Raw genomic sequence first — 13634 nt, 5'->3', positions numbered from 1 at the left:
GCGTAGTCCTGTTGTGTTTGTGAGCCTGGAGCATAACCCCTGGCTCGGAGCTCTGGTATTCTCGTCGCCATGAAAAAAACTCTCCCTTTAAGCCTGATCGCAGCCCTCGGTGAAAACCGTGTGATCGGCGTCGACAACAGCATGCCCTGGCATTTGCCGGGGGATTTCAAATATTTCAAGGCCACCACCCTGGGCAAGCCGATCATCATGGGGCGCAAGACCTGGGATTCCCTGGGACGACCGTTGCCGGGGCGCTTGAACCTGGTGGTTAGCCGTCAGACCGACCTGGCGCTGGAAGGTGCGGAAGTTTTTCCGTCACTCGATGCCGCCGTAGCGCGGGCTGAAGCCTGGGCGCTGGAGCAGGGCGTGGATGAGCTGATGCTGATCGGCGGTGCGCAGTTGTATGCGCAGGGGCTGGAGCAGGCGGATCGCCTGTATCTGACGCGGGTGGCGCTGAGCCCTGAGGGCGATGCGTGGTTTCCGGCGTTTGATATGAGCCAGTGGAAGCTGGTTTCAAATCTGGAGAATCCGGCTGAAGGGGATAAGCCGGCTTACAACTTTGAGGTCTGGGAGAGGGCCTGAAAGCATCGGGGGCAAGCCCCCTCCCACATTGAAATGCATTCCAAATGTGGGAGGGGCTTGCCCCCGATAGCGGTCTATCAGGCCTGCGCCAATTCCCCATGCTCATCGGCATCCAACAGCGCTTTATCCGTCTGCCCCATGATCTGGCTCGTAATCGCGCCCGCCGTCATCGAGCCGTTCACGTTCAGCGCCGTACGGCCCATGTCGATCAACGGCTCTACGGAAATCAGCAGCGCCACCAGTGATACCGGCAAGCCCATGGCCGGCAGCACGATCAGCGCGGCAAAGGTCGCTCCGCCGCCCACGCCCGCCACACCGGCCGAACTCAGGGTCACAATCGCCACCAGGGTCGCAATCCACAACGGGTCCAGCGGGTTGATGCCCACGGTCGGCGCTACCATTACCGCCAACATCGCAGGATAAAGACCGGCACAACCGTTCTGGCCGATGGTCGCGCCAAACGAGGCGGCGAACCCCGCGATAGATTGCGGGATGCCCAGGCGGCGGGTCTGCGCCTCAATGCTCAACGGGATGGCTGCTGCGCTGGAGCGGCTGGTGAAGGCGAAGGTCAGCACCGGCCAGACCTTGCGGAAAAACCGCAGCGGGTTGATCCCGGCCAGCGACAGCAGCAGGCCATGCACCACGAACATCAAGCCCAGGGCCAGGTACGACACCAGCACAAAACTGCCGAGCTTGATGATGTCTTGCAGGTTGGAACCGGCGACCACCTTGGTCATCAGCGCCAATACGCCGTACGGCGTCAGCTTCATCACCAGGCGCACCAGGCGCATCACCCAGGCTTGCAGGGTGTCGATGGCGTTGAGCACTTTCTGGCCTTTTTCCACGTCATCCTTGAGCAGTTGCAGCGCGGCGACCCCCAGGAATGCAGCGAAAATCACCACGCTGATGATCGACGTCGGCTTGGCCCGGGCCAGATCGGCGAACGGGTTCGACGGCACGAACGAGAGCAGCAGTTGCGGGATGTTCAGGTCGGCGACCTTGCCCGCGTAATCACTCTGGATCACTTGCAGGCGCGCCATTTCCTGGGTGCCGGCCACCAGGCCATCGGCGGTGAGGCCGAACAGGTTGGTCAGGCCGATACCGATCAGCGCCGCAATCGCGGTGGTGAACAGCAGCGTGCCGATGGTCAGGAAGCTGATCTTGCCCAGGGACGCCGCGTTATGCAGACGCGCCACAGCGCTGAGGATCGAGGCAAATACCAGCGGGATCACGATCATTTGCAGCAATTGCACGTAGCCGTTGCCGACCAGGTCGAACCAGCCGATGGAGGCCTTGAGCACCGGGTTGCCGGCACCGTAAATGCTGTGCAGCGCCACACCGAACGCCACGCCCAGTACCAGAGCGAACAGGACCTTCTTGGCGAGGCTCCAGTTCGTGCGGCGGGTTTGTGCCAGGCCCAACAGCAGGGCCACGAACACCAGTAAGTTGAGAATCAGGGGCAGATTCATTGAAGCTCCGTTGAGAAGGCATCCAATCGCGAGAGCCTGCGATTGCGAACCGGAAAGCCTAACAGCTTGATATTTATTGATTTAATACCGATATGGAATGGCAGCTGTCGTTTTTGGAATAAGCCGTTGACGCTCAGGTGTATGCCGCTGGCGGGATCAGGACGTGCGCAGTCGTGCTCAACATGGGAACTGTCACGTGGATTTGTTAGCGTCGATGTCTTTCACTCAGGGAGACAACGCCGATGAAGCTCGCGCCGAAACTACTGGTATCCGCCGCACTGTGCCTGGGACTCGCCAGCCAGGCGTTTGCCGCCACCGAGTTGAAACACTGGCCCGCGCCTGCCGCCAAGCAACTGAACGACATGATCGCCGCCAACGCCAACAAGGGTAACTACGCGGTGTTCGACATGGACAACACCAGCTACCGCTACGACCTTGAAGAGTCCTTGCTGCCCTACATGGAAAACAAGGGCCTGATCACCCGCGACAGCCTCGATCCTTCGCTCAAGCTTATGCCATTCAAAGACACCGCCGACCATAAGGAAAGTCTGTTCAGTTACTACTATCGCCTGTGCGAAGTGGACGACATGGTCTGCTACCCGTGGGTTGCCCAGGTGTTTTCCGGCTTCACCCTCAAGGAACTCAAGGTCCAGGTGGATGAGCTGATGGCGTCCGGCAAGCCCGTGCCGGTCAGCTATTTCGAAGGCGATGTGGTGAAGAAATCCGAGGTGCAGCCGCCGAAAGTCTTTACCGGCCAGACCGAGCTGTACAACAAGCTGATGGAAAACGGCATCGAGGTGTACGTGATGACCGCCGCTTCCGAGGAACTGGTGCGCATGGTCGCGGCGGATCCGAAGTACGGCTACAACGTCAAACCCGAAAACGTTATCGGCGTGAGCACGCTGCTCAAGGACCGCAAGACCGGCGAGCTGACCACGGCGCGCAAACAGATCACCGCCGGCAAGTATGACGAGAAAGCCAACCTTGGCCTGGAACTCACGCCGTACCTGTGGACCCCGGCAACCTGGATGGCCGGCAAACACGCGGCGATCCTCACCTACATCGACGAATGGAAAAAACCGGTGATCGTCGGCGGCGACACACCGACCAGCGACGGCTACATGCTGTTCCACGATGTGGATGTGGCCAAGGGCGGCGTGCACCTGTGGATCAACCGCAAGGACAAATACATGACCCAACTCAACGGCATGATGGCCAAGCACGCGGCGGCGCAGGCCAAGGAAGGGTTGCCGGTGACGGCGGACAAGAACTGGGTGATCGTCAAGCCGGAGGAGATTCAATAAGACCGAGTTGCCCTTATCGCAGGCAAGCCAGCTCCCACATTTGAAAGTGTTCACAAACCGAAATGTGGGAGGGGGCTTGCCCCCGATGGCGGCCTTGAGAGCACCACAAAGCCCAGCCTAAATATAGATATTAATTGCGAACCAACCCTCGCAATCATTGCGCCGATTTCAGATCCCAGTTCCACACGCCAAGCATTGTGTTCTCCTGCACCTGAGCGAACAGCCCATAGTCGGCGAGGTACCATGATTTAAAGGTCCAGTCCTGTTTGGGCATTTTCATTGTGATGCACTCCAGCATTCTGGCCGAACCGTGTAAGGCTGGATTCAAGCTGCTTGCGGGTTGCTCACGGACAACGCGGCAGGTCACCGTCCTTGGCTCGCTGGTTTCGAGCGAAGGGCTAGCATCTGGTTTGACTGATTTTGACCAGGTTCGTGTGTAACTGACGTGGCTGTCGAGGGGCAAGTTGCGCCAGTCGCCTTGAAAGCTCAACGCCACCAAGGCACGTGATTCTGTCTTTTTCTCAGCGGTTTTGCGGTCGATCTTGTGGCTTGCCAACTCAAACAGGCCCCTGAACGTCAGGTCTAGAGAAAACCCAAGTGCTGAATCCTCGGTTTGGACGAGGGTCTGAGCGGACGCGGCATCAGTGCTGATGAGCGTCTGTTTTGTCTGATCACCGATGCGTGTGCCGTTGAAGAGCACGGCCTCATAGTCGTAGTCCAATCGGCCCAGGACGCTTGGAGGCACCGGCAGTTCCAGGGCTCGGATGGCCGCTAACACGGCCGGATTGGCAACCGGTGTGCTGATGACCGGCGCCAGTGGCTGGCGTGGCTTGGCCTCAGGTAGCCGGCCCAGCGCTGCGGGTGATTGGCAAGCAGCCTTGAATACCTCTTGGTGGTCGGCAGAAGCCTGCTTCAGCGGCGTTGGATCGAGTTGGACCTGGACACTGCCGTTGGCGACCTGTCGAGCGTCGTCGAGATTGAATTGGCTCAGGCGTATGATCGTTTGCTTTGTGCAATCAAGGGCCAGTCGCTCTTGGTTTTGCGCCACCAACAACGAGTTCTTGATGATCTGGTAGTGCTGATAACGGTGCGCGGCCCATACGTACAAGAGTCCACCGTTTTGTTCCAGGCTATTGCGGTCCAGAAGCAACCAATCCTGATCAACCGCTGCCGTCAACGCTCGCCAATCGGGTGCGGGCCGTGCCTTGCAGACGTTTTGCAGTTGCGCGCTGTGCTGCAATTGCTGAGCTTGCGGGGCAGGTAAATCGGAGCCCGTCCCATCCAAATTGGCAAATGGTCTGAAACTGGTCCGAGTCGGGTAGGACATTCTTCCTGGACCTCGGGTGCACGATGCGTCGAACCGAACAATTGCCGGGTTTTGTTTCAGCTCGACCATGTAGGTGATCCGATCACCTTCGCGCACGATGGAGTGGTCCATCGCCGGTAGCGTCAGTGCCTCATTAAACAGTGCCAAGGCTGGATGCACTTGAGGTGCTTGAGAGGTCGGTGGGGTACTGCAACCGGTCAGGATGAGGGTCAGTAACGAAGCACACCCTGCGGTCGGGTATAGAAAGGTCAAACGTGCGTCCATGCGGGAACCATCCATGAGAATTCTGGCGCACACTTTATCGCTCCGAGGGTAAAAGGCAAAAACCGGTTGAACGGACAGGCAAAAAAATGCCCCGCACTTGGCGGGGCATTTTTATGGGCGTGGCTTACAGACCGTCAAGCATCGCCTTGTTACGCACAGCACCTTTATCGGCGCTGGTGGCCAGCAGGGCATAAGCCTTCAAGGCGGTCGTCACTTTACGTGGACGCTTCTCAACCGGCTTCCAACCTTTCTTGTCCTGCTCGACCCGGCGTGCCGCCAGTTCTTCGTCGCTGATCAACAGGTTGATCGAGCGGTTCGGAATGTCGATCAGCACCTTGTCGCCATCCTGCACCAGGCCAATCGCGCCGCCCGCAGCAGCTTCCGGCGAAGCATGGCCGATGGACAGGCCCGAGGTGCCGCCGGAGAAGCGGCCATCGGTCAGCAGGGCGCAGGCTTTGCCCAGGCCTTTGGACTTGAGGTACGACGTCGGGTACAGCATCTCCTGCATGCCCGGGCCGCCTTTCGGGCCTTCGTAGCGGATGATCACGATGTCGCCTTCTTTCACTTCGTCGGCGAGGATGCCGCGTACCGAGCTGTCCTGGCTTTCGTAGATCTTGGCGCGACCTTCGAAGACGTGGATGGATTCATCCACACCGGCGGTTTTGACCACGCAGCCGTCGAGGGCGATGTTGCCGTACAGCACGGCCAGGCCGCCTTCTTGCGAGTAGGCGTGCTCGACACTGCGGATGCAGCCGTTTTCACGGTCGTCGTCGAGGGTGTCCCAACGGGTCGACTGGCTGAACGCAGTCTGGGTCGGGATGCCCGCCGGGCCGGCCTTGAAGAAGGTGTGCACGGCTTCGTCGTCAGTCTGGGTGATGTCCCATTTGGCGATGCCTTCGGCCAGGGACTTGCTGTGCACCGTCGGCAGGTCGGTGTGCAGCAGGCCGCCACGGGCCAGGGAGCCCAGGATCGAGAAGATCCCGCCAGCGCGGTGCACGTCTTCCATGTGGTACTTCTGGATGTTCGGCGCGACTTTGCACAGTTGCGGCACGTGACGGGACAGACGGTCGATGTCGCGCAGGTCGAAGTCGATCTCGGCTTCCTGGGCGGCGGCCAGCAAGTGCAGGATGGTGTTGGTGGAACCGCCCATGGCGATATCCAGGGTCATGGCGTTTTCGAACGCCTTGAAGTTGGCGATGTTGCGCGGCAGTACCGAGTCATCGTTCTCGGTGTAATAACGCTTGCACAGCTCGACGATAGTGCGGCCGGCCTGCAGGAACAGCTGCTCGCGGTCGCTGTGGGTCGCCAGTGTCGATCCGTTGCCCGGCAAGGCCAGGCCCAGGGCTTCCACCAGGCAGTTCATCGAGTTGGCGGTGAACATGCCGGAGCACGAGCCGCACGTCGGGCAAGCGCTGCGCTCGTATTCCGCGACCTTCTCGTCAGAAGCGCTGGAGTCGGCGGCGATGACCATGGCGTCGACCAGGTCGAGGCCGTGGGAGGCGAGTTTGGTCTTGCCGGCTTCCATCGGGCCGCCGGAGACGAAGATCACCGGGATGTTCAGGCGCAAGGAGGCCATCAGCATGCCGGGGGTGATCTTGTCGCAGTTGGAGATGCAGACGATGGCGTCGGCGCAGTGGGCGTTGACCATGTATTCCACGGAGTCGGCGATGATCTCGCGGCTCGGCAGCGAATACAGCATGCCGTCATGGCCCATGGCGATGCCGTCGTCCACGGCGATGGTGTTGAATTCCTTGGCCACGCCGCCAGCGCGTTCGATCTCGCGGGCGACCAGTTGGCCCAGGTCCTTGAGGTGGACGTGGCCCGGTACGAACTGGGTGAACGAGTTGGCAATCGCGATGATCGGCTTCTTGAAGTCGTCATCTTTCATCCCCGTGGCACGCCACAGTGCGCGCGCGCCGGCCATGTTGCGGCCGTGGGTGGATGTTTTCGAGCGGTAATCTGGCATGGAGCACTCCGGGCGGCTAATCAGGTAACTACTAATCAGGTACTACTGGGGAGTGAGCTTCTGTTGACGTCTGGAACACCCGAAAAAATGGCACTGGTGTCCGGAAGTTGCCGCAAACGTGACGGGATCGCCGTGCGCCTTGGCCTTGAGCTCATAAACCCGCCGGGGGATGACTGGCGATGAATAGGGCCGATTCTACACCGCTGGCGGCTGGAGGGAACGGGGCAATATTCAGGGCCGAAGTCTTTGTTTAGACTAGCGGCCCTTTGCCCTCACCCCACTCCAAAGGAATTGGAATGCCCGGTATCCATCGTTTTCTTGGGTTCTACCTGCTGATCGGCCTGATCCAGGGAATCGTCTTCTATTTCTCCGACCAGCTCTATCGCTTGAGCGAGACGCTGTTTTTTGTCACCTACACCGTGGTGTTGGTGGGTGGCACCACCTTGCAGCTGTTGGGGGAAAAAGCCCGACAGTGGCGCTCCTTGTTGCCTACGCTGGCGTTCACCCTGTTGATGGGCGGCATGACGTTCTGGGTGTGCTATGGCCTGGACCATGTCGGCAATAACCGTTGGATGATCAACTCCTGGTTCATCAGCGTGGTGGTGTTGAGTTACGTCTGTGCGACGTTTCTGTTTGCCTGGCCCGCTGTAAAAGGGCAGCGCTGGCGCTATGAAGATCTGTTCCAACAAGCCTGGAACAGTGTGTTTATCGTGCTGTACGCCCTGATTCTGGTGGGTGTGTTCATGTTGCTGCTCAAGCTATGGGGCCGACTGTTCCTGATGCTGGGTATCGAGTTCTTCGAGCACCACTTCTGGAGCCAGTTATTCCTGTGTATCAGCCTGCCGCTGGTATTCGCCTTGGGCATGTACTTGGGCGGGCGCAGCGAGAAAATCATCGGCCAGATGCGCGGCATGCTGTTCAGCGCGTGTGGGTTGTTGTTGCCGTTGATCGCACTGATCAGTGTGCTGTTTACCCTGACCTTGCCGTTCACCGGTCTGGAGCGGATCTGGGCCACGGGCTATTCCACACCGATCTTGTTGGTGCTGGCCGGCGTGCAGCTGTTCTTGCTCAACGGCGTGTTCCAGGAGGGCGTCCAAGCCCGGCCGTATCCTAAGTGGCTGACGTACTTTATCGAGTTGAGCCTGCTATGCCTGCCGATCCTGGCCGCGTTGGCGTTTTACTCAAGTTGGCTGCGGGTCGAGCAGTACGCCCTGTCGCCGCAACGCTTCGTCGCCCTGGCGGCGGCGCTGCTGTGTGGCCTGTATGGCCTTGCGGCAGTATGGGCGGTGGCCTTGCGCTCGCCGGTCTGGCTGGGCAACTTGCGTATTACCAACCCGGCCCTGGCGTTGCTGTTCTGTGGGCTGGTGGTGTTGATCAACACGCCGATCCTCGATCCGGTGCGCCTGAGCGTCAACGATCAGGTCCGGCGTTTGCTTGACGGGCGCACCAAGGCTGAAGCGTTCGATGCGCACTACCTGCGGTTTGGCTTGGAGAAGGCGGGCGAGGAGGCGTATGCGAAGTTGCAGGTCGACCTGGATCAGGAGCGCATTCTGGACCCGGATTCGCGCCGCGCCTTGCGTGAACGAATGGACGACACGGCACTGAGTTTCACTGAACGTTATGCCAAGGAACGGGCCGAGCGGCCCAAACCCGAACTGGAATGGATCGGCCCGGCGCCCAAAGGCAGCGAACAGTTTGCCGAACTCAGCCTGGACACCGATGCGCCTTGCGCGCCTGGTTGTGTGCTGTGGGCGGTCGATCTCGACAGGGATGGCCAGCCTGAAGTGCTGGCGATACCCCGCACCAGCTATCGTCATGACTTCGAGCCGCCGCGTATTTTCGTACTGGACGAGCAGGGCGAATGGGACGACCGCGGCCCGCTGCTGTGGACGCAACTGCCGGACGGTTACGTCGACACTGAAACGCTGATCCACGACATCCGCGAAGGCAAGGTTTCCTTGGTCAAGCCGCGCTATCTGCAATTGCAGTCCAGCGACATGTTGCTCAGTCCGGTGATTCGGCAGCCTTAGGCGCGCCCGGTTCGGCGGTTGGTCACCCACCCCCACAGGCTGAGGACAATGAAGCTGAGGGCGATGGTCAACAGCAGGTGATCGCCCGTCTGGGCCAGCGCCGCGCTGCTCACGGCGGCGGTGAGGAACATGATGCTGTTGCCCGCCGACGCCGCTGTGCCCGCGCGACTGGAGAACAGCAGCATCGCCGCAGAAATGGCGGCGGGGCGGACCAGGGTGACGGCCAGGGCGCTGATCAGCATCGGGATCAACAGGCTCAGTGTGTTGATGGCCCGGTAGCTGACGATCAGAGTCAGCAGCACACCCGCAACGAGCAGCAGTCCGAGGCCGATGTTGATTTGTCGAGACAGCGAAATGCGTTTCTGCAAAAACGATGCGGCAACGCCGCCCAGCAGATACGCCACGCCGTACACCATCAGCACCAGCGCGTAGTGGTATTCGGAGAGTTTCAGCGTATCCATGAAAATCAGCGGCGTCACGCTGATCAGCGCGAAATAACAGGCGAATACCAGTGCGGCTATCCACCAATACCGCAGGAAATCGCGGTTGCGGGCCACGGCTTTCAGCGTGCTGATGATCGATACGGGCGCGTGATGCGGGCTGGCAGACTTGGACGGCAGGACGCAGAGCGCGTGAATCAACATGCCCAACGCCATCAGGGCAAAGCCATAGAAGCTGCCCTGCCAGTCGAAGGTGGTTTGCAGCCAGGAGCCGATCAGCGGCGACAGTGCAACGAATGAGCCGCTCAAGGTCATGTAATAGAGGCGTATGCGGGCACGGTCCTGCTCGTCGAACAGATCTTCCACCAGCGCGTGGCCTAATACGAAGAACCCGCAACCCATGGCCTGCACGCCGCGAAACAGCAGGAAGCTCAGGTAATCCGGGGCCAGTGCGCAACCTATTGCACCGAGGATCGACAAGGTGATGCAGCCGAGCAGGACTTCCTTGCGCCCCCATTTATCCGACAGCGGACCCGCGACCAGTTGGGAGATCGAAAACACCAGGGTGAACAGGCTGATGGACAGTGCGATGTCTGCGCTAGGCGTGTCGAACCTTGTCGCCAGGGCTGGGAAAGAGGGCAGCAGGATATTGATCGGGAAGAAGCTGATCAGGGAGATGCAGGTGATCAGGATAAAGCGGGAGAGGGTGGTTCCAGACATTGTTGTTGTTTTCCGGAGTAAAACCAGAAACCGATACTAGTCTGCGAAAAGTGGAATTCAATCAAAACGACTGTGGGAGGCTTCCTGGTTTAACGTGGCTTGCAGCTGTAAGAAATAGGCTCCGGTCTAAATGTGGGAGGGGGCTTGCCCCCGATAGCAGAGTGTCAGGCAATAGATTTGCTGACTGATCCACCGCTATCGGGGGCAAGCCCCCTCCCACATTTTTATCTGTGCTTGGCTTTAGCTGTTTGGCAACAACCGGCACGTGATGCTCTTGATATACCGCGTCTCGACAATCGCCGGGTGCACCGGATGATCCGGACCCTGGCCGCCGCGTTCGAGCATCTGGATATTGCGATCCAGGTGACGGGCGCTGGTCAGCAGGATGTTTTGCAGGTCGTCTTCCGGCAGGTGCATGGAGCACGACGCGCTGACCAGGATGCCGTCCTTGCTGAGCAGGCGCATGGCTTGCTCGTTGAGGCGGCGGTAGGCGCCTTCGCCGTTTTTCATGTCTTTTTTGCGTTTGATGAAGGCCGGTGGGTCGGCGACGATCACGTCGAAGCGCTCTTCACTGGCTTTCAGCTCTTTCAACGCTTCAAACACGTCGCCTTCGATGCAGGTCATTTTCTCGGCAACGCCGTTCAGCGCAGCGTTGCGCTCCACGCCGTCGAGAGCGAATGCGGAGGCATCGACGCAGAACACTTCACTCGCGCCGAAGGCCGCGGCTTGCACGCCCCAGCCGCCGATGTAGCTGTACAGGTCGAGTACGCGTTTGCCTTTGGCATACGGTGCCAGGCGCGCGCGGTTCATGCGGTGGTCGTAGAACCAGCCGGTTTTCTGGCCCTGGATCACCGGGGCTTCGAATTTCACGCCGTTCTCTTCCAGCGCCACCCACTCCGGCACCAGGCCGAACACGGTTTCGACGTAGCGGTTGAGGCCTTCGGCGTCGCGTGCGGCGGAGTCGTTCTTGAACAGGATGCCGCTCGGCTTGAGCACTTGGGTCAGTGCAGCGATCACGTCTTCCTTGTGGGCTTCCATGGTCGCCGAGGCGATCTGTACCACCAGGATGTCGCCGAAACGGTCGACCACCAGGCCCGGCAGCAGGTCGGAATCGCCGTAGACCAGGCGGTAGAAGGGCTTGTCGAACAGGCGATCACGCAGGGACAGGGCAACGTTGATGCGGTGCACCAGCAGCGACTTGTCCAGCGGCAACTTGATGTCGCGCGACAGCAGACGGGCGCAGATCAGGTTGTTCGGGCTCATGGCCACGATGCCCAGGGTCTTGCCGCCGGCCGCTTCCAGGATTGCCTGGTCGCCTGCCTGGAAGCCGTGAAGAGGTGTGGCAGCCACATCGATTTCGTTGCTGTAGACCCACAGGTGGCCGTTGCGCAAACGACGATCGGCGTTGGCTTTGAGACGCAGGCTTGGCAGGGACATGACGTCGCTCCGGAAAAAAGAGCGGGAGTATACCTCTTGCGCACCGATTCATGTGGGAGCTGGCTTGCCTGCGATGCAGGCGGCGCGGTGTATCTGACGTACGGCGCTGATGCTGTCGGGGGGCAAACCCCTCCCACATTTGGTCGGGTTTCAGTTTGGGTTGTGGGTGTCGGCCATGTCTGCTTAGGGGGTAGAATCCTCGCCTAGCCCAGAGTGTGTACTTATGTCCCAAGAGCTTTCAGCCGAACAGATCCAACAGGCCCTGCAGGGCATCAGCGTGCCGCCTCAGCCGCAAATCATGGTGGATTTGCAGATGGAGCAGTACATGCCCGACCCGGATCTGGAAGTGATCGCGCGGTTGATCTCCCAGGATCCCGGCTTGTCCGGCGCGTTGCTCAAGATCGTCAACTCGTCGTATTACGGGCTGAGCAACAAGATCGCCTCGATCCAGCGTGCGGTGAACCTGCTAGGTAGCCGTTCGATCATCAACCTGATCAATGCCTTGTCGATCAAGGGCGAGATGAGCGACGACACCATCGTCACCCTCAACCGCTTCTGGGACACCGCCCAGGATGTGGCCATGACCTGCCTTACGCTGGCCAAGCGCACGGGCTCCCAGGCTGTGGACGAGGCCTACGCCCTGGGGTTGTTCCACGATTGTGGTGTGCCGTTGATGCTCAAGCGTTTCCCCGACTACATGGCGGTGCTGGAAGAGGCTTACGCCAATGCCGGCCAGGACTGCCGCGTGGTCGACACTGAAAACAATGCCTTCAACACCAACCACGCCGTGGTCGGTTACTACACGGCCAAGTCCTGGCGCCTGCCGGAGCATGTGACGGACGCCATCGCCAACCACCACAACGCCCTGGCGGTTTTCAGCGACGAGTCCTCGCGCAATCCCCAGCTGAAAAACCTGTTGGCGATCCTGAAGATGGCCGAGCACATCTGCTCGTCCTATCGAGTGTTGGGCAACCAGGCGGTCGATCACGAGTGGGAAACCGTCGGCTCTCTGGTGCTGGACTACGTGGGCCTGTCGGATTACGACTTTGAGAGCATGAAGTTGTCGATCCGCGAACTGGGCGCACACTGACCCTTCCTTCAAGAGGTACGCATGCCCGAGTTACCCGAAGTCGAAACCACCCGCCGCGGGATTGCGCCGCACCTGGAAGGCCAGCGCGTCAGCCGCGTCGTCGTACGTGAGCGGCGCCTGCGCTGGCCGATCCCGGAAGATCTGGATGTGCGCCTGTCCGGGCAGCGCATCGTACTGGTGGAGCGGCGTGCCAAATACCTGTTGATCAATGCCGAGGTGGGCACTTTGATCAGTCACTTGGGCATGTCGGGCAATTTGCGCCTGGTGGAAGTCGGTATGCCGGCAGCCAAGCATGAGCATGTGGATATCGAGCTGGAGTCGGGCATGGCCCTGCGTTACACCGACCCACGGCGCTTTGGCGCGATGCTCTGGAGCCAGGATCCGCACAACCATGAGCTGTTGATCCGCCTGGGGCCGGAGCCGTTGACCGACCTGTTTGACGGCGAGCGCCTGTTCCAGCTGTCCCGCAAGCGGTCGATGGCGATCAAGCCGTTCATCATGGACAACGCGGTCGTGGTGGGCGTGGGCAATATCTACGCGACAGAAGCGCTGTTTGCCGCGGGGATTGATCCGCGTCGTGAGGCGGGGGGGATTTCGCGGGCGCGGTATTTGAAGCTGGCGATTGAGATCAAGCGCGTGCTGGCGGCCGCCATCGAACGGGGTGGCACCACGTTGCGCGACTTTATCGGTGGCGACGGGCAGCCGGGGTATTTCCAGCAGGAGTTGTTCGTCTACGGCCGGGGTGGCGAGGCGTGCAAAGTGTGCGGGACTGAGCTGCGCAATGTGGTGCTGGGGCAGCGGGCGAGTGTGTTTTGCCCCAAGTGTCAGAGCTAATGGATGTGTGAAGGCTGATATAGCCATCGGGGGCAAGCCCCCGAGAGAGTGTCAGATTTTTTGTGTTCGGGCCGGTTACGGCCTGCCGTCAGGCAGGCCATCTTTACCAGGTCGGCCTGATAAATCGATCTCCGTACAGAATCGCAAATTGATTCATTGCGTTCTTCCAAT

Annotated in this window: 10 protein-coding genes; 5 read left to right on the top strand and 5 right to left on the bottom strand. The window is 60.0% G+C overall.

All coding sequences use genetic code 11. The annotated features are described in order from the left end of the window. Positions 1-69 precede the first annotated feature (69 nt). On the top strand, positions 70-582 hold the full coding sequence (locus NDJ82_RS03870; protein ID WP_099585875.1) for a dihydrofolate reductase: 513 nt from the start codon (positions 70-72) through the stop codon (positions 580-582). 77 nt (positions 583-659) lie between these two features. On the opposite strand, the gene NDJ82_RS03865 is transcribed toward NDJ82_RS03870, so the two are convergent. Continuing rightward, a complete protein-coding gene (locus NDJ82_RS03865) occupies positions 660-2051 on the bottom strand; it encodes an L-cystine transporter (RefSeq protein ID WP_099585874.1) in 1392 nt (463 codons plus the stop codon). Positions 2052-2293: 242 nt separating this feature from the next. On the opposite strand from NDJ82_RS03865, the gene NDJ82_RS03860 reads away from it, so the two are divergent. Then, positions 2294-3355 carry an HAD family hydrolase gene (locus tag NDJ82_RS03860; RefSeq protein WP_099585873.1) on the top strand — a complete coding sequence of 354 codons (1062 nt, stop codon included), beginning with the start codon at positions 2294-2296 and terminating at the stop codon, positions 3353-3355. Between the two features lie 154 nt (positions 3356-3509). Here the strand turns inward: NDJ82_RS03860 and NDJ82_RS03855 are convergent, their stop codons facing one another. Both NDJ82_RS03855 and ilvD read right to left on the bottom strand, forming a co-directional pair. After that, positions 3510-4946: a hypothetical protein gene (locus NDJ82_RS03855; RefSeq protein ID WP_158879164.1), complete on the bottom strand. Its 1437-nt coding sequence runs from the start codon at positions 4944-4946 to the stop codon at positions 3510-3512. Positions 4947-5070: 124 nt separating this feature from the next. Beyond that, positions 5071-6912: a dihydroxy-acid dehydratase gene (ilvD, locus tag NDJ82_RS03850; protein WP_032884175.1), complete on the bottom strand. Its 1842-nt coding sequence runs from the start codon at positions 6910-6912 to the stop codon at positions 5071-5073. A gap of 296 nt (positions 6913-7208) precedes the next feature. On the opposite strand from ilvD, the gene NDJ82_RS03845 reads away from it, so the two are divergent. Further along, positions 7209-8942 carry a DUF4153 domain-containing protein gene (locus NDJ82_RS03845; RefSeq protein WP_250924967.1) on the top strand — a complete coding sequence of 578 codons (1734 nt, stop codon included), beginning with the start codon at positions 7209-7211 and terminating at the stop codon, positions 8940-8942. Here the strand turns inward: NDJ82_RS03845 and NDJ82_RS03840 are convergent. Then, the gene (locus NDJ82_RS03840) at positions 8939-10102 is read right to left on the bottom strand and encodes an MFS transporter (RefSeq protein WP_250924966.1); all 1164 of its coding nucleotides are present in this window, start codon (positions 10100-10102) and stop codon (positions 8939-8941) included. The genes NDJ82_RS03845 and NDJ82_RS03840 overlap by 4 nt on opposite strands. Positions 10103-10342: 240 nt before the next feature. Beyond that, positions 10343-11539, bottom strand: a complete 1197-nt coding sequence (locus NDJ82_RS03835) for a class I SAM-dependent rRNA methyltransferase (RefSeq protein ID WP_053127951.1) — start codon at positions 11537-11539, stop codon at positions 10343-10345. Between the two features lie 277 nt (positions 11540-11816). Between NDJ82_RS03835 and NDJ82_RS03830 the strand changes: the two genes are divergently transcribed. Both NDJ82_RS03830 and mutM read left to right on the top strand, forming a co-directional pair. Then, a complete protein-coding gene (locus tag NDJ82_RS03830; RefSeq protein WP_250925091.1) occupies positions 11817-12629 on the top strand; it encodes an HDOD domain-containing protein in 813 nt (270 codons plus the stop codon). 21 nt (positions 12630-12650) lie between these two features. Next, entirely contained in the window at positions 12651-13463 is an 813-nt protein-coding gene (mutM, locus tag NDJ82_RS03825) for a bifunctional DNA-formamidopyrimidine glycosylase/DNA-(apurinic or apyrimidinic site) lyase (RefSeq protein ID WP_099585865.1), read from the top strand. Positions 13464-13634: the final 171 nt, after the last annotated feature.

This window comes from Pseudomonas sp. SR18 (assembly GCF_023701505.1).
GTDB classification, from domain to species: domain Bacteria; phylum Pseudomonadota; class Gammaproteobacteria; order Pseudomonadales; family Pseudomonadaceae; genus Aquipseudomonas; species Aquipseudomonas cyclaminis.
This window is presented reverse-complemented; position numbering and strand designations above follow the sequence as displayed.